We start from the raw sequence: 15,365 nt of genomic DNA, 5'->3' as shown, positions 1-15,365 counted from the left end.
GGTGATCAGCGTCGTCGAGGTGGACAGGACCAACCGCTCGGTACGGGCCGCCAGATAACCGAGCATCGTCGTCGGCGAACTCGGCACGAACGGCGGGTTGTGATGCTCACCGGTGGCGAACACGTCCAGACCGACCTCCTCGGCGTGCTGCGCGATGCGCACCATCGCCTGGATGCGTCCCGCTTCGGTGGGTACCGCGCCCGTGGTCGGGTCGGGAGTCACGTCCCCCACGCTGAAGATGCCGAACTGCACTGCGCCCTCCTCACCTCGCCGGCCGTCCTGTTCGCCGGTGCACCCGCTGGAACATCGTTGAAGTTTTAACTATTCCATGCCGGTCCACCGCAGGCCGTTCACGGCGGCGCCGATCACACTCGGCCACACAGACCGGAATGGAGCGTTTACAGTCCGTGCCCGCCGGACCATAGTTCTAGGCGCACGCGCGGACGCCGACCCCTGGAGAGACGATCATGCAGAACAGGCTCGCCCGCACGGTGCGGACGGCGCTGCTCATCGGGGCGGGAATCGCCGTCACGCTGGTCCTCGTCCCCACCGCCATCAGCATCGGAACCGGCGGTTACCTGCCCGGGTTCCTCCGCCCGCTCGCCGCCGTCCTGTGGCCACTGGTGATCGTGTTCCTGCTCTTCGGCGCCGCCCTCGCCGGGTGGGAACGCATCACCAACACCGACAAGCCCGTCACCGCCCGGCGGCTCAACACCCCCTCCAACCGGGAGCGGTCGGTGCACAGCGCCGAGCGGTACGCCCGCGAACGGCTCAACGGCTCGCTCGCCGCCCACGTGGCCGCGCTGGTCGACGGCGACGAGGTGCCCGCCACCGTCGCCCGGCCCGCCGACGTCGTCGTGCAGAACAGCGCGGGCAAGAAGGCGAAGCTGCCCGCGGGCGCCGACCTGCCCGGCACCCTCGACGAGGCGAACGGCTCGCTGCTGGTCCTTGGCGCACCCGGCTCCGGCAAGTCCACCCTGCTGCTGGAGCTCACCCGCGCGCTCGCGCTGCGCGCCGCCGGCGACCCGAAGCGGCCCATCCCGCTGATCGTCGACCTCGGCTCCTGGGCCATGTCCGGGTGGCGCTGGGACGACCGCAGGCCCGCGCCGCCCACCGACTTCGGCAAGTGGCTGCTGCGCGAGATCGAACGCCGCTACAACATCCACCCGTCGCTCGGCCGGATCTGGCTGGAGCAGCGGCGCATCGGCCTGATGCTCGACGGGCTCGACGAAGTGCCGCCCGAATACCAGGAACGCTGCGTCACCGCGATCAACAAGCTGCGGGACGAGTTCGACGTCCCCGAGATCGTCGTGTGCTGCCGCAGCACCGACCACGAAGCGCTCACCGAGCCGCTGCAGCTGAGCAACACCGTCACCATCAACCCGCTCACCCGCAAGCAGGTCGTCGAGTTCTACACCCGCATCGGGCGCCGCGTCGACGGCATCCGCAGCGCCGTGCGCACCGACCCGCAGCTGCCGGAACTGCTCGACTCGCCGCTCATGCTGAGCCTGATGGCACTGGCCCACCAGGACCGGCCGCCGTCGGAGGTCCGGCTCAGCGGGACCCCGGCCGAACGGCGGCGCCAGGTCTTCGACGCCTACCTCACAGCGGTCCCCGCCCAGCACGCCGACGAACTCGGCTACCCGGCGGAGAAAGTGCTGCGCACGCTGCGGTTCCTCGCACGGGTCTCGGCGAGCCCGCTGTGCAACGACCTCACCGCCCGGACCCGGCTGCCCAGCCTCGTCGCGTGGGCCAAGTACCTGCCCTCCAGCACCGTGGTGCACGTGTACGCGCGGGGGCTGCCCGGGGTGCTCGCCGGCGCCGTCACCGGCGTGACGCTGGCGATGGGGATGCTGCTCGGGCCCGCGGCCGCGCTCGTCACCGCGGCGCTGCTGGTGGGCTACATCGCCTTCCTCGACCACCTCTCCGGACTGCCGTGGCTGCGGCCCGCGCAGCTGGCGCGCACCGTGCCGCAGGGCTGGACGACGGCCGCCTGCGGCTACGTGCTCGGGCTCGTCGTGAGCCTCGCGCTCGTCGGGCTCACCACGCCCGCCACGAGCTGGCTCGCCGCGCAGCCGTGGTGGATCGGCGTGCCGGTGGTGGTCCTCACCGCGTTCCTCACCATCATGAGCGCCGTCGAGGCCTGGTCGAAGATGCCCGGCAACAGCGCCGCGCTCGGCGCCGCCGGGGCCGGGGTGGTCGGGGTGACCACGATCTGGCTCGGACCGCAGGAGATGCTCACCGCGATGGGCATCGGCGTGGTGCTCGGCATCGTCGCCGGGCTGACCACCGCGGCCCGCGACGAGGTGTGGTGGCAGTTCGGCGACGACCAGTACGCGGAGTTCGACGGCAAGGGCTCGGCGTGGCTGAAGAACTCGGCACCGGTGGCCGCCGCGGCCGGGCTGATCGGGGTGGTCCCGGTGCTGTTCACCGGGACGCTGCTGGACGAGCGCGCCTTGGACGTCGCCATCGGCGTACTGGTCGCGGGCCTCGCCGCACCCGCCGCCTGGCACGCCGACATGTTCCCGTTCGACACCGCGAAGAACGCGGGCGCCGAGTGGCTGGCGCGGGCGATGGCGCTCAGCGAGCTGCCGGTGCGGCGGGCGCGGCTGCTGCGCGGGCTGGCCGGGTGCAGCCTGCTGTCCAACGTGGACGGTGGCTACCGGTTCACGCACGTGGCGCTGCGGGACCACCTGCTGGGCTACGAGCGGAAGCCGGGGAAGAAGAAGGACGCCGCGGCGGCCGACGACCCGGACGGGACGGCCGGCTCCGAGCCCGCGACCACCGACGCGGCTCCCGCGGACGCCGAGCCCGGGTCCGGCGCGGCGAGTTCGGAGACCGCCAAGACCTGACGGTGGCGATGCCGCCCGCCGCGCACGATCCCCGGACGGCGCGCGGCGGGTCCTTGCCACACCCGCCCGCGCCTCCCCGGCACACCGCGATCGCGCGGCACCGGACTCGACGCACCGCCGTCGGCACCAATTCGCTACCCCGAATGGAGCAGTGATCGCGGAGAGGATACTCTCTGTGCTCGATCAGCACGTTGAGTGCCCGACCCGGAGGGATCACCTTGCCCACCTTGGCGCCACCCGCCCTCACCTACCACGTGACCTGCGACGACCTGCACGGATGGGCCGCCGTGTACCGCGACGGCGAGGCAGGCCGCGAGTTCCTCGGCTTCCAGCGGTTCGACGAAGAGGCCCTGCGCTTGCTGCGCGCGAACCCGACGGCGACCCGCGGGGACGACGGCATGCTCCGCTGCGCCATCCCCGCCTGAAGGCCGCGCACCGCGGACCCGGTGACCGGGGCGGGCGCACGATGTCAACAACGGCTGACTTGCCGGTGGCGCTTCCGCCGGCGTTCCGGTCAACGGGGGTTGACTTGCCCGTGCCGCCCCGGCTCGCCCCGCGGGCTCCGCCTGGCGCGGGTCGTCAGAGGAGGGCGAGCAGGGCACCCAGCGCCGGGTTGTCGTTGGCCCGGCGCCACGCGAGGTGCAGCTCCACCGGTTCCGGATCCGGGAGCGCCACCGGCCGCAGCACCACCCCGTCGAAGCGCAGCAGCGTCGCCGTCGACGGCACCAGCGCGATGCCCAGCCCGGCGCGCACCAGCGCCAGCACCGTGTGCACCTGGCTCACGTGCTGGGTGTAGCGCGGCGAGACGTGCGCCTCGCGGAACACGCTCACCAGCAGCTCGTGGAAGTAGCGGGCCTCCGTCGGCGAGTACATCACCACGTCGGCGGCGTCGAAGTCCGCCGGGCTCAACCGCTCCGCAGCGGCCAGCGGATGTCCCGCGGGCAACGCCGCCAGCAGCGGCTCGGCCAGCAGCCGCCGGGAATCCAGCTCCGGGCGGGTGATCGGCGGCCGCACCAGCCCCAGGTCCAGCGCGCCCGAGGAGAGCATGTCCAGCTGCTCGCGGGTCACCAGCTCGCGCAGCACCACGTCCACGTGCGGCAGCCGCTCCCGCGCCGTCTCCAGCACCCCGCCGAGCTTCCCGTAAGCCGAGGTCGCGGTGAACCCGACGCGCACCACGCCCGCCTCACCGCTGGGCACCCGGCGCACCGCCAGCGTCGCGTTCTCCGCCTCGTGCAGCAGCCGCCGCGCATCGCGCAGGAACGCCTGCCCCGCCGGGGTCAGCCGCACCGCGCGGCCGCTGCGGTCGAACAGCCGCACCTGCAGGTCCCGCTCCAGCAGCTGGATCTGCCTGCTCAGCGGCGGCTGGGTCATCCGCAGCCGCGCCGCCGCCCGCCCGTAGTGGAGCTCTTCGGCCACCGCGACGAACCCGGAGAGCTGGTTGAGGGTGAACATGCTCGCCTCCCGCGTGCGATGCCTTTCGAGCATCGGACGATGCTCGATCGGAGTTGGACACGCATCGGTCGGGGATCTTAGTGTCACCGCTGGCGGGATGTGCGCGCCGCCAGGCCGTGCCCCCGCTCCCGCACCGCCCGGATCGAGGAGGACCCACCGCATGACCACAGGCACCACCGCCACCGACCTCACCGGGCGGATGCTGATCGCGGGCACCCCCGTGTTCGGCGACGGCGAGCAGATCCGCGCGATCGACCCGGCCACCGGCGCCGAACTCGAACCGGCCTACGCGCACGGCGGCGACGCCGAGGTGGCGCGCGCGTGCGCGGCGGCGGACGAGGCCTTCGAGACCTACCGCGCCACCACCTTCGAGCAGCGCGCGGTGTTCCTGGAGACCATCGCCGACAACATCGAGGCCATCGGCGAAACCCTCTCCGCCCGCGCCCACGCCGAGAGCGGCCTGCCGCTGGCCCGCACCACCGGCGAACGCGGTCGCACCACCGGGCAGCTGCGGCTGTTCGCGCAGGTCGTGCGGGAGGGCAGCTTCACCGGGGCGCGCATCGACCCGGCGCAGCCGGACCGCTCCCCCGCACCGCGCGCCGACATCCGGCAGCGCAAGATCCCGCTGGGCCCGGTCGCCGTGTTCGGCGCCAGCAACTTCCCGCTGGCCTTCTCCGTCGCCGGTGGCGACACCGCCTCCGCGCTCGCAGCGGGCTGCCCCGTGGTGGTCAAGGCGCACGACGCGCACCCGGGTACCAGCGAGCTGGTGGCGCGCGCCATCAGCGACGCCGTCGCCTCCTGCGGGCTGCCTGCGGGTACCTTCTCGCTGCTGTTCGGCAGCGGCCGCAGCCTCGGGATCTCGCTGGTCACCGATCCGCGCATCCAGGCCGTGGGCTTCACCGGTTCCCGCGGCGCCGGGCTCGCGCTGACCGCCGCCGCGCAGCGCAGGCCGCAGCCGATCCCGGTGTACGCGGAGATGAGCAGCATCAACCCGGTCTTCCTGCTGCCCGGGGCGCTCGCCGCACGGGCCGCGGAGCTCGGTGGCGAGTTCGTCGGCTCGCTCACGATGGGGTCCGGCCAGTTCTGCACCAACCCCGGCCTGGTCATCGCGGTCGACGGGCCGGAGCTGACCACCTTCCTGGACAGCGCGGCCGAGGCGGTCGGCGCCGCCACCCCGACCCCGATGCTCACCCCGGGCATCGCCCGCGCCTACGAGTCGGGCGTGCAGGCGCTGGCGGACAAGGGCGAGGTGACCGTGCTGGCCCGCGGCCGGGAATCCGACGCGCCGCACTCCTGCCGGGCCGCGCTGCTGGCCACCGACGCCGAGTCGTTCCTGGCCGGGGACGGGCTGGACGACGAGGTGTTCGGCTCGTCCTCGCTGGTGATCCGCTGCCGCGACGCCGCCCAGGTCCGCGAGGTCGCGGCCGGGCTGGAAGGGCAGCTCACCGCCACCGTGCACGCCACCGCCGCGGACACCGCCGAAGCGGGCGCGCTGCTGCCCACCTTGGAGCGCACGGCGGGCCGGATCCTGTTCAACGGCTGGCCCACCGGCGTCGAGGTCGGCCACGCGATGGTCCACGGTGGACCGTTCCCGTCCACTTCGGACTCGCGGACGACCTCGGTCGGCACGCTGGCCATCGACCGGTTCCTGCGCCCGGTGGCCTACCAGGACCTGCCCGCGGAGCTGCTGCCGAGCGTCCTCGCCGACGGCAACCCCGAGGGGATCTGGCGCCGGGTGGACGGCGAACTCGGCAAGCACTGACCCCGAGCACCGCAGCGGCCGGCCCCGCCACGAGCGGAGCCGGGCGCTGTTCGCGTCGCGGACCGGGGGATCACGACGGGTGCGGACGTGCGGCGCGCCCCGGGACCACGACCGTCCCGCGCGGCTCCGCCGCCCGCCCCGCCACGGGAGCGATCAGGAGCCGGAGTCCTCGCGGGACTTGTTCTTGATGCGGGCGGCCTCCTTGCGGACCTCGGCCTGGGTGGCGCGCTCGTGCTGCAGCCAGTCGGGGTTCTCCGCCTTGAGCGCCTCGATCTGCTCGGTGGTGAGCGCCTCGGTGATGCCACCGCGGGCGAGGCCGCTGTTGGACACGCCGAGCCGGGCGGCGACCACCGGGCGCGGGTGCGGGCCGTTGCGGCGCAGCTCGCGCAGCCACTCCGGCGGGTCGGTCTGCAGGGCGTTGAGCTCGTCGCGCGAGACCACGCCCTCCTGGAACTCCGCGGGGGTGGCTTCGAGGTACACGTTCAGCTTCTTCGCCGCGGTCGCGGGCTTCATCGTCTGGGGGGTCTTGTGCGACGTCATGGGCCCAGGGTATCGACCCGGCCCCGCGGTACCTGCGGTGACGCCCGGTAGCCTGGCCCGGTGGCAGGCTCGGTCGGATCGTCGTCGTTCACCCTCGCGTACGTGCCCGGGGTGACCCCCGGCAAGTGGGTGCGGATCTGGAACGAACGGGTTCCGTCGGTGCCGCTGCACCTGGTCGCCACCCCGGCGGCCGCCGCGGCCGACCTGGCGCGCGGCGGCGAGGTCGACGCGGCGCTGCTGCGGCTGCCGACCGACCGCGACGGGCTGCACGCGATCCCGCTCTACACCGAGACGACCGTGGTCGTGGTGCCGAAGGACCACGTGATCACCGCGGCCGACGAGGTGGGGCCCGCCGACCTCGCCGACGAGATCGTGCAGCACCCGCTGGACGACACCCTCGGCTGGGAACGGCCGCCGGGCCGACCCGCCTTCGAGCGGCCCGCGAACACCGGTCTCGCCGTCGAGCTCGTCGCCGCGGGCGTCGGCCTGCTCGTCGTCCCCCAGTCGCTGGCCCGGCTGCACCACCGCAAGGACCTCACCTACCGGACGCTCACCGACGTCCCGCAGTCGCGGGTCGCGCTGTCGTGGCCGGAGGAGGAGACCACCGACCTGGTGGAGCAGTTCATCGGGATCGTGCGCGGCCGCACGGTGAACAGCACCCGCGGGCGCCAGGAGCAGACGCCGAAGCAGCCGGCCGCCAAGAAGCAGCCCGCGGCGAAGAAGCAGCCCGCCCCGAAGCCCGGCCGCGGCAAGGGCGGCCCGCGCCCCGGCGGCGGGCGCGGCAGGCCGCGCCGCCGGTCCTGACCCCGGCGGCCGATCGCGCAGCGCAGCGACGGCCCCACCACGCCCGGAGCGCCGCCGACTCCCCCTGATGGCGGGTCGCCGGAACCCCCGACAGGTCCCGTGCCGCCGCCGGACGGCCGGACAACCGGCACCGTCGATCGGTCCTTGCGGAGCCGAGCCGCCCGCCCCTAACGTTCAGGAAAGCGCTTTCCTGCATCACGCCCGGAAGCGCCGGACCAGCTCGTCCGACCGGGGTGCGACGAAGCACCCTCGACCAGATCGGAACCGTCCACAATGAACTCATCGCGAACGAGATCTCCCCGCCGCGCACTGGTGACCGCGCTCGCCGCCGTCGTGCTGCCGATCGGCTCCGCCGCACCCGCCACCGGATCCCCCGCCGAACCGGCGCGGGCCGGGACCGCGTCCGCCGAGACCCGCGCCGCCGAACCCGGCCGCGCCGCGATCAGCGTGCGCTCCGGCGACGACAACTTCGTGTCCTGGCGGCTGTTCGGCACCGACCCGGCGGGCACCACCTTCGACGTGTACCGCGACGGCACCAGGATCACGCCGGAACCGCTGACCGGGACCGGGCTCCTCGACCGCGGCGCGCCCGCCGACGCCCGCTACGAGATCGCCCCGAACGGGCAGCGGGCCGCGGCGAGCACCGCACGCGCCTTCGCCGCCGACCACCTCGACATCCCGCTGGACGTGCCGGACGGCGGCACCACCCCATCCGGCGAGGACTACACCTACAGCGCCAACGACGTCGGCGTCGGGGACCTCGACGGCGACGGCGAGTACGAGTACGTCGTCAAGTGGGACCCGTCCAACGCCAAGGACAACTCGCAGGCCGGGTACACCGGCCCGCCCCTCCTGGACGCCTACCGGCTCGACGGGACCCGGCTGTGGCGCATCGACCTCGGGCGCAACATCCGCGCGGGCGCGCACTACACCCAGTTCCAGGTGTACGACTACGACGGGGACGGTGCCGCCGAAGTCGCGGTGAAGACCGCCGACGGCACCGTGGACGGCACCGGCTCCGCGCTCGGCGACGCGGACGCCGACCACCGCAACGGCGACGGGTACGTGCTGGACGGCCCCGAGTTCCTCACCGTGTTCGACGGCACCACCGGCGCCGAGCGGCACACCGCGGACTACGTCCCGGGGCGCGGCGACCCGGCCGACTGGGGCGACTCCTACGGCAACCGGTGCGACCGCTTCCTCGCCGCCACCGCCGAGATCGATGGACTGCCCGTGCTCATCGAGGCGCGCGGCTACTACACCCGTTCCGTCATCACCGCGTGGACCTTCGACGGCGAGCTGACTCCACTGTGGACGTTCGACAGCGATGAGGCGGGCGAGGAGTACGCCGGGCAGGGCAACCACAACCTGTCCATCGCCGACGTCGACGACGACGGGAACGACGAGGTCGTCTACGGCGCGATGGCGATCGACGACGACGGGAACCCGTTGTGGAACACCGGGTTCGGCCACGGCGACGCGCTGCACGTCGGCGACTTCGACCCGGACCGGCCCGGCCTGGAGGTGTACAAGGTCGACGAGAACTCCGACCAGCCCGCGTCCTGGCTCGCCGACGCCGCCACCGGCGAAGTGCTCTGGCAGACCGACCCCGCCGGCGACAACGGGCGCGGCGTCGCGGGCGACATCTGGGACGGCAACCCCGGCGCCGAGTTCTGGTCCGCCGCCGACGACCGGCTGCGCGACGCCGCGGGCGAGGACGTCGGGCCTCGGCCCGGATCGATGAACTTCCTGGTGTGGTGGGACGGCGACACCAGCCGCGAACTGCTCGACGACACCCACATCGACAAGTACACCGGCGACGGCACCCAACGCGTCCAGGACTTCGACGGCGTCGCCTCCAACAACGGCACCAAGGCCACCCCCGCGCTGTCGGCGGACCTGATGGGCGACTGGCGGGAGGAGGTCGTGTTCCGCACCGAGGACAGCAGCGCGCTGCGGATCTTCAGCACCACCGAACCCACCGAGCTCAGCCTGCCCGGGCTGATGGAGGACCGGCAGTACCGGCTCGCCGTCGCCTGGCAGAACACCGCCTACAACCAGCCGCCGCACCCCAGCTACTCCCTGGCGGACGCGGCGGCGCGGCGCACCGGAGACCCGCTGCCCTGATCCCGGCGCGGGGTGGTCGCGCCCGCGATCACCCCGCACCCGCCGGATCCGCCCCGCCAGGGCGGTGCCCGGTGCGACACTGCTCGGACCGGACGAATCGAGGCCGACCATGCCGGAACCCGCCACCACCGCGCTCGGCCGGGCCGGAGCCCGGCTGCTGCGCTCCCGGGCGCTGATGCGCGCCCCCGTCCTGCTGTACCGGGCCCGGCTCGGCGTCCTGCTCGGGCCGCGGCTGCTCCTGCTGGAGCACGTGGGCCGCAACTCCGGGATCGCCCGGCGGGTCGTGCTGGAGGTGATCGCGCACCCCGGACCGGGCGTCCACGTCGTCGCCTCCGGCTTCGGCGCCCGCGCGCAGTGGTACCGCAACGTGGTGGCGAACCCGCGGGTTCGCGTGTCCACCGGCCGCCACCGCGACCGGCCCGCCACCGCGCGGCTGCTCACCACCGCCGAGGCCGACGCCGTGCTCGCCGACTACGCGCGGCGGCACCCGCGGGCGTGGGCGAAGTTCAAGGACGTCCTGCACGGCACCCTCGGCGAGGAGGTCACCGAGCGGGACACCCCGCTGCCGATGTTCGAACTCCGGCAGCGCTGACCGGTCACGGCTTGCGGGCGACGGCGCCGTACATGGCGATGTCGGCCTCGTCCAGCGACAGGTGCTCGTCGTCGTCCGGGCGCCACCGGTGCATCTGCACCAGGCCCGGCTCGACCAGCTCCAGCCCGTCGAAGAACCGCGCCGCCTGCGCCTGGCTGCGCAGCCGCATGGTCTCGCCGTGCTCGTGGTAGACGTCGGCGACCCGGGCCAGCGCCTCGGGGGCGAAGTCGTCGGTGCCGATCGTCGCGGCCAGGTAGCTGCCGGCGGGCAGCGCGTCGACGATCCGGCGCGACACCGCCAGCGCCTCGTCGTCGTCCTCGATGAAGTGCACGATCCCGATCAGCATCAGCCCGATCGGCCGGTCCAGGTCCAGCGTCTCCCGCAGTTCCGGTGCCGCCAGCAGGGATTCGACCTGCCGCATGTCCGACTCGACGTAGGCGGTGCGGCCCGCCGACGCGCTCGACATCAGCGCGCGGGCGTGCGCGAGCACGATCGGATCGTTGTCGGTGTAGACGACCCGCGAATCCGGGGCGACCTCCTGCACGACCTCGTGCAGGTTCGGCTGGGTGGGGATGCCGGTGCCGATGTCGAGGAACTGGCGGATGCCGCACTCCCGGGCCAGGAAGCGACCCGCGCGGTGCATGAAGGTGCGGTTGGCCCGCATGTGCACCCGCAGCGCGGGCCACACCTCCAGGGTGGCTTCGGCGGCGGCCCGGTCGACGGCGTAGTTGTCCTTGCCGCCGAGGATGTAGTCGTAGATCCGGGCGCCGTGGGCGCGGTCGGTGCGCAGATCCACCTCCGCGCTCCGGTGCTCGTCCGCCATCGTGCCTCCCGCCTGCGTCCGGGGTTCCGTACCTGCGGCGCCGCCCCGACGTGCTCCCGGGTGACCCCGGAGCGCCGGTCGAGCGGCGTCCGCCGCGCGATCAGCATCGCACGACCACCCGCGCGCGGAGATCCCCGGGAGGCGGCGGACCGGGCTGCGACAGCGGACGGTGAGCGCGGTACCGCGAGCGGTGACGGAGCTTCCCCGGAAGGGCACGTCCTCACCCGGCGCCCGCCGGTCCGCGGTGGTCCCAGCGGGGGCGCACCACCTCCCACTCCCGCGCCCACGCCCGGTGGGCGCGGGCGTCGGCGACGCGGCGCACGAGGACCAGCGCCACCCCGCAGCACACCACCGAGCCGAACACGAGCAGCACGCCGACGCTGATCGCGGACGCCAACGCGCGGTCCGCGCCCAGCGGTGGCGCCACGACCGCGCCCCGGTCGTCCACCCACACCTCGATCTCGTCGCCCACCGCCACCGCGGCCGAGGAGATCTCCGCCCACCCGCCGTGCGGCCGCCCGGCCGCGTCCCGCCAGGTCACCGGGGCGTGGAACAGCACCCGCTGGGTCTGCGGCGACCCGCCGCCGAGGATCGTCATCCGCGCCGGTTCGACGAGCCGGGCGGTCACCGGGGTGCGTTCCGCGTGCTGCGCGGCGGACCGCTCGCCGAGCCGCTGGTGCATGCCGCTGCCGACGGCGGCCGCGACCGGGACGGAGGCCAGCGCCAACCCGACCAGCAGCGCCATGACCGCGGCGGTCCAGCGGTCCAGGTTCCGGCGCAGCGGATTCCGCTTGGGCCGCAACGCCTGCGCCGCCCAGCGCAGCGCTCCGAGCACCGCACCCGTCCCCATCGCCTGCTCCCGCTCGCGCGTTCCGCCGACAGCACCAGGATCGACACGGTGCCCGCCCGCTCCCAGAGCCCTTCGGCCCGGCGCTCAGCTCGCCGCGTTCGCGGCCCGTTCGAGCACCGCCTTGATGTGGTTCATGTTGTTCCTGGTGGCCGCGTTGAGCCGCACGGTCATCGCGGCGTCGTCGAAGGGCGCCTCGGGCTTCACGGTGAACTCCTGCACCCAGCGCAGCACGGTGCCCGATTCGGTCTCCCGGTACGTCCAGTACAGCTCCATGTACTGGAACGGCCCGGTCTCCAGGCGCCGGGCGCGCACGCTGCGCTCGGCGACGTCGAGGACCCGCCGGGACACCCAGCTCCACACCTTGCCGTCGGCGTCCGGGTGGGTGGTGAGCCGGAAGTCGATGGTGTCGCCGTCGCGGCGCAGCACCTCGGAGCGGGCGTACTCGGCGAACAGGGTCGGCCAGGACTCCACGTCGTTGGTCCTGTCCCACACCAGCGGCAGCGGAGCCCGCACGGTCACGGAGTTGTCGGTCCGGGCCATCCTCAACGCACCTCTTCCGTCGTCGCGTTCACGATCCGCAGCAGGTCGGCGGGCGTGCCGAGCTCGACGACGGCGTCGTCGGGCAGCGCGATGCCGTGGGTGCGGCGCAGCACGGCCGCCACCTCCAGCAGCGCCAGCGAGTCGTAGCCGAGCTCGTCGAACCGGCGGTCCAGGACGTCGCCGTCCAGGTCGGCGAGTTCGGTGTCACCCGCGGCGGCGCGGATCGCGCTCACCAGCTGGGTCCGGGTCAGTCGCACGGGTCTCCTCCTCGTCCTCACGGCTCATGCGGTCACCACCAGCGCCGAGTTGAAGCCGCCGGGTTCCCTGGCCAGCACCAGCACCGCGCGCAGCGGCAGTCCCCGCGGTTCGTCCAGCACCAGGTCCAGCTCGTCCGGGGCGCGGCGGGTGCCGATCGTGGGCGGCAGGACCCCGTCGCGCAGGGACAGCAGGGCGGCGACCACGTCCAGCGGTCCGCCGCCGGAGTCGAGGCGCCCGGTCATGCTCTTCGGTGCGGTCACCGGGACCCCGCGCGGACCGAACACCTCGCGGAGCGCGTCGACTTCGGCCCGATCGCGATCCGGGGTGCCCGCGGCGTCGGCGAACACCGCGTCGATCGCGCCGACCGGGAGGTCCGCGTCGCGCAGCGCCGCCCGGACGGCGCGGGCCAGGCCGGGTTCGCGCGTCGAACCGGGCGGCGGGTCGAAGGTGGCGGCGTGCCCGGCGATCCGGCCGTGCACGCGCGGCGCCCCGCGCCGGGCCGCGGCCACGGCGTCCTCCAGGACCAGCAGCGCGCCGCCTTCGCCGGGGACCGCGCCGCTCGCCCGCTCGTCGAACGGCAGGTACGCCCAGCGCGGGTCGGGTTCGGTGCTCATCGTGCCGGTCGTGGCGCAGGCGACGAGGCCCCACGGGCACACCGAGGCCTCGAACCCGCCGGTGAGCACGAGGGTGGTGGTGCCGCGGCGCAGCATCCGCGCGGCCTCCGCGATCGCGTCCAACCCGCCCGCCTGCCCGGCGACCAGCACCGAACCGGTGCCGCGCAGGCCGTGCCGGATGGAGATCTGGCCGGTGTTCACCGCGTAGAACCAGGCGAAGGACTGGTAGGCGCTGACCCGGTCCGGGCCCTGCCCCCACAGCTTCTCCAGCTCCCGCTGGCCGAACTCGAACCCGCCGGCCGCGGCGGCGGTGAGCACTCCGAACTCGCCGTCGACGTCCGGCGGCACCTCCGCGTCGGCCACCGCCCAGTCGGCGGCGGCCAGCGCGTACCGCGTCATCCGGTCGGTCTGGGTGAGCAGCCGCGGCGGCAGGTGGCGGCCCGCGTCGAAATCGGGCACCTCGCCCGCGACCCGGACCGGGTAGGACGTGGCGTCGAACCCGCTGATCGGGTAGATGCCGCTGCGGCCGCTCAGGGTGGCGTCCCAGTAGTCGTCGACGCCGACGCCGTTCGGGGCGATCGCGGCCATCCCCGTCACCCACACCTCCGTCATCGGTCCCCCCGGGTGAGGACGGCGGCGCTCTGGAACCCGCCGAAGCCGCTGCCGACGCTGAGCACCACGTCCAGGTCCGCTTCCCGCGGCTCGCCCGGCACGTAGTCCAGGTCGCACTCCGGGTCCGGTTCGGCGTAGTTCGCGGTCGGCGGGACCACCCCGTGCCGCATCGCGAGGACGCAGGCGGCGAGCTCCACGGAGCCGATCGCGCCCAGCGAGTGCCCGACCTTGGACTTGATGGAGCTGATCGGGATCCGGTGCGCGGCGGCGCCGAGGCTGCGCTTGATCGCGGCGGTCTCGTGCCGGTCGTTCTGCTTCGTCCCGGAGCCGTGCGCGTTGAGGTAGTCCACCCGGCCCCGGCCCGAGGCGCGCAGCGCGGCGGTGATCGCCCAGGACAGCTCGCGGCCCTCCGGGTGCAGCCCGGTCATGTGGAAGGCGTTGCAGCGCCCGGCGAATCCGGCGAACTCGGCGTGCACCCGGGCGCCGCGGCGCAGCGCGGCGGCGCGTTCCTCCAGCACGAACACCGCCGCCCCCTCCCCCAGCACGAAGCCGTCGCGGCGCCGGTCGAACGGGCGGGACGCGTGCGCCGGGTCGGCGTTGTTCGGCGAGGTGGCGCGGATCGCGTCGAAGCAGGCGACCGTGATCGGCGAGATCGGTGCGTCCGCGGCGCCGGCGAGCACGACGTCGGCGCGCCCGTCGCGGATCAGCTCGGCGCCGTGGCCGACCGCGTCGAGCCCGGACGTGCAGCCGGTGGAGATCACCGCGACGGGTCCTTCGGCCGCGACCTCCCGGGCGACGTCGCGGGCGAGGGCCGCGGGCACCTGGTGGTCGCGGGAGCGCGGCGAGGCCAGGGCGTGGTCGACGAGCCAGGTGGACCCACCGCGGGAGATCCGCCGGTAGTCGCGGTCCAGGCTGATCGTGGAGCCGACGGCGCTGCCGATGCTCACCGCGGTGCGGGTCGGGTCCCGCCGCGCGAGGTCCAGTCCGCAGTCCCGGACCGCGTCGCGCGCGCAGGCGATCGCGAGCAGCACCACCCGGTCCCGCTCGGCGACCTCGCGGGCGGTGAAACCCTCCGCCACCGGGTCGAAGTCGACTTCGGCGGCGATCCGGGAGCGGAACGGAGCCGGGTCGAAGGCGGTGATGGTGCGGGTGGCGGTGCGGTCGGAGGTGAGCAGGTCCCAGAACCCGGCAGCACCGTGCCCGCCGGGCGCCCGCACGCCCATGCCGGTGAGCACCACCCGCCTGTCACCGGTGCTCATCCGCGCCGCCCGCCCCAGGGAGACCGCGCCATCGGCGGGCGAGGGCTCGGCGCCGAGCGCCGCGACGATTCACGTGTTCGCATGGGCACCTCTCGGATGAGATCTTCTCGCACCATCCCGGACGATTCCGCACCGATTTCCGAACACGATTCGATTCGGAATTCGGCGGTGCGCGGAATCGGAACCCCACTGCCCCGGACACGTCCGCGATGACGCGCGCAAAAGCGGCGAAACCCCTGGCCGGCGCGATTCCCGGTGCGCCGCGGAATCGTCCGCGGCA

At 74.0% G+C, this 15,365-nt stretch carries 15 protein-coding genes; 6 read left to right on the top strand and 9 right to left on the bottom strand.

All coding sequences use genetic code 11. The features are described from left to right. A partial coding sequence (locus LCD35_RS25075) for an LLM class flavin-dependent oxidoreductase (protein WP_224957541.1) occupies nt 1-252 on the bottom strand: 252 nt, incomplete at its 3' end. Between the two features lie 215 nt (nt 253-467). Here LCD35_RS25075 and LCD35_RS25070 point away from each other — a divergent pair. Further along, nucleotides 468-2,852, top strand: coding sequence for a hypothetical protein (locus tag LCD35_RS25070; RefSeq protein WP_225045066.1), 2,385 nt, complete (start codon nt 468-470; stop codon nt 2,850-2,852). A 227-nt stretch (nt 2,853-3,079) separates the two neighbouring features. Then, on the top strand, nt 3,080-3,277 hold the full coding sequence (locus tag LCD35_RS25065) for a hypothetical protein (RefSeq protein WP_224957537.1): 198 nt from the start codon (nt 3,080-3,082) through the stop codon (nt 3,275-3,277). 154 nt (nt 3,278-3,431) lie between these two features. Here LCD35_RS25065 and LCD35_RS25060 read toward each other — a convergent pair whose 3' ends face one another. Further along, a complete protein-coding gene (locus LCD35_RS25060) occupies nt 3,432-4,304 on the bottom strand; it encodes a LysR substrate-binding domain-containing protein (protein ID WP_224957544.1) in 873 nt (290 codons plus the stop codon). Between the two features lie 160 nt (nt 4,305-4,464). Here LCD35_RS25060 and LCD35_RS25055 point away from each other — a divergent pair, with 160 nt between their 5' ends. Then, nucleotides 4,465-6,066 carry an aldehyde dehydrogenase (NADP(+)) gene (locus LCD35_RS25055; RefSeq protein ID WP_225045065.1) on the top strand — a complete coding sequence of 534 codons (1,602 nt, stop codon included), beginning with the start codon at nt 4,465-4,467 and terminating at the stop codon, nt 6,064-6,066. 153 nt (nt 6,067-6,219) lie between these two features. Here the strand turns inward: LCD35_RS25055 and LCD35_RS25050 are convergent, their stop codons facing one another. Further along, nucleotides 6,220-6,606, bottom strand: coding sequence for a DUF5997 family protein (locus LCD35_RS25050; RefSeq protein WP_224957535.1), 387 nt, complete (start codon nt 6,604-6,606; stop codon nt 6,220-6,222). Between the two features lie 60 nt (nt 6,607-6,666). Here LCD35_RS25050 and LCD35_RS25045 point away from each other — a divergent pair, with 60 nt between their 5' ends. The 3 genes from LCD35_RS25045 (at nt 6,667) to LCD35_RS25035 (ending at nt 10,129) form a co-directional block, all read left to right on the top strand. Beyond that, nucleotides 6,667-7,410 (top strand): LysR family transcriptional regulator substrate-binding protein, encoded by a 744-nt coding sequence (locus LCD35_RS25045; protein ID WP_225045064.1) that lies wholly within the window; start codon nt 6,667-6,669, stop codon nt 7,408-7,410. A gap of 273 nt (nt 7,411-7,683) precedes the next feature. Beyond that, nucleotides 7,684-9,537 (top strand): rhamnogalacturonan lyase, encoded by a 1,854-nt coding sequence (locus LCD35_RS25040; RefSeq protein WP_224967154.1) that lies wholly within the window; start codon nt 7,684-7,686, stop codon nt 9,535-9,537. Between the two features lie 109 nt (nt 9,538-9,646). Further along, nucleotides 9,647-10,129, top strand: a complete 483-nt coding sequence (locus tag LCD35_RS25035) for a nitroreductase family deazaflavin-dependent oxidoreductase (protein WP_224957532.1) — start codon at nt 9,647-9,649, stop codon at nt 10,127-10,129. Between the two features lie 4 nt (nt 10,130-10,133). Here the strand turns inward: LCD35_RS25035 and LCD35_RS25030 are convergent, their stop codons facing one another. From LCD35_RS25030 to LCD35_RS25005, 6 genes are all read right to left on the bottom strand, one after another. Further along, nucleotides 10,134-10,952, bottom strand: coding sequence for an SAM-dependent methyltransferase (locus LCD35_RS25030; protein WP_224957531.1), 819 nt, complete (start codon nt 10,950-10,952; stop codon nt 10,134-10,136). Between the two features lie 220 nt (nt 10,953-11,172). Next, on the bottom strand, nt 11,173-11,802 hold the full coding sequence (locus LCD35_RS25025) for a hypothetical protein (RefSeq protein ID WP_225045063.1): 630 nt from the start codon (nt 11,800-11,802) through the stop codon (nt 11,173-11,175). Between the two features lie 84 nt (nt 11,803-11,886). Then, a complete protein-coding gene (locus LCD35_RS25020) occupies nt 11,887-12,342 on the bottom strand; it encodes an SRPBCC family protein (RefSeq protein WP_224957529.1) in 456 nt (151 codons plus the stop codon). Between the two features lie 2 nt (nt 12,343-12,344). Beyond that, the gene (locus LCD35_RS25015) at nt 12,345-12,599 is read right to left on the bottom strand and encodes an acyl carrier protein (RefSeq protein WP_224957528.1); all 255 of its coding nucleotides are present in this window, start codon (nt 12,597-12,599) and stop codon (nt 12,345-12,347) included. A gap of 24 nt (nt 12,600-12,623) precedes the next feature. Further along, nucleotides 12,624-13,826, bottom strand: coding sequence for a ketosynthase chain-length factor (locus tag LCD35_RS25010; protein ID WP_224957527.1), 1,203 nt, complete (start codon nt 13,824-13,826; stop codon nt 12,624-12,626). Further along, nucleotides 13,823-15,085 carry a beta-ketoacyl synthase gene (locus tag LCD35_RS25005; RefSeq protein ID WP_225045062.1) on the bottom strand — a complete coding sequence of 421 codons (1,263 nt, stop codon included), beginning with the start codon at nt 15,083-15,085 and terminating at the stop codon, nt 13,823-13,825. Before LCD35_RS25005 ends, LCD35_RS25010 begins: the two co-directional genes overlap by 4 nt. Nucleotides 15,086-15,365: the final 280 nt, after the last annotated feature.

The organism is Saccharopolyspora sp. 6V (assembly GCF_020176785.1).
GTDB classification, from domain to species: Bacteria; Actinomycetota; Actinomycetes; order Mycobacteriales; family Pseudonocardiaceae; genus Saccharopolyspora_C; species Saccharopolyspora_C gregorii.
This window is presented reverse-complemented; position numbering and strand designations above follow the sequence as displayed.

Excerpts from the sequence above, each read along its gene's own strand:
- LCD35_RS25070 (WP_225045066.1), top strand. The coding sequence starts at position 468 with ATGCAGAACAGGCTCGCCCGCACGGTGCGGACGGCGCTGCTCATCGGG.
- LCD35_RS25010 (WP_224957527.1), bottom strand. The coding sequence starts at position 13,826 with ATGACGGAGGTGTGGGTGACGGGGATGGCCGCGATCGCCCCGAACGGC.
- LCD35_RS25020 (WP_224957529.1), bottom strand. The coding sequence starts at position 12,342 with ATGGCCCGGACCGACAACTCCGTGACCGTGCGGGCTCCGCTGCCGCTG.
- LCD35_RS25030 (WP_224957531.1), bottom strand. The coding sequence starts at position 10,952 with ATGGCGGACGAGCACCGGAGCGCGGAGGTGGATCTGCGCACCGACCGC.
- LCD35_RS25005 (WP_225045062.1), bottom strand. The coding sequence starts at position 15,085 with ATGAGCACCGGTGACAGGCGGGTGGTGCTCACCGGCATGGGCGTGCGG.
- LCD35_RS25025 (WP_225045063.1), bottom strand. The coding sequence starts at position 11,802 with ATGGGGACGGGTGCGGTGCTCGGAGCGCTGCGCTGGGCGGCGCAGGCG.
- LCD35_RS25055 (WP_225045065.1), top strand. The coding sequence starts at position 4,465 with ATGACCACAGGCACCACCGCCACCGACCTCACCGGGCGGATGCTGATC.
- LCD35_RS25035 (WP_224957532.1), top strand. The coding sequence starts at position 9,647 with ATGCCGGAACCCGCCACCACCGCGCTCGGCCGGGCCGGAGCCCGGCTG.
- LCD35_RS25040 (WP_224967154.1), top strand. The coding sequence starts at position 7,684 with ATGAACTCATCGCGAACGAGATCTCCCCGCCGCGCACTGGTGACCGCG.
- LCD35_RS25060 (WP_224957544.1), bottom strand. The coding sequence starts at position 4,304 with ATGTTCACCCTCAACCAGCTCTCCGGGTTCGTCGCGGTGGCCGAAGAG.
- LCD35_RS25050 (WP_224957535.1), bottom strand. The coding sequence starts at position 6,606 with ATGACGTCGCACAAGACCCCCCAGACGATGAAGCCCGCGACCGCGGCG.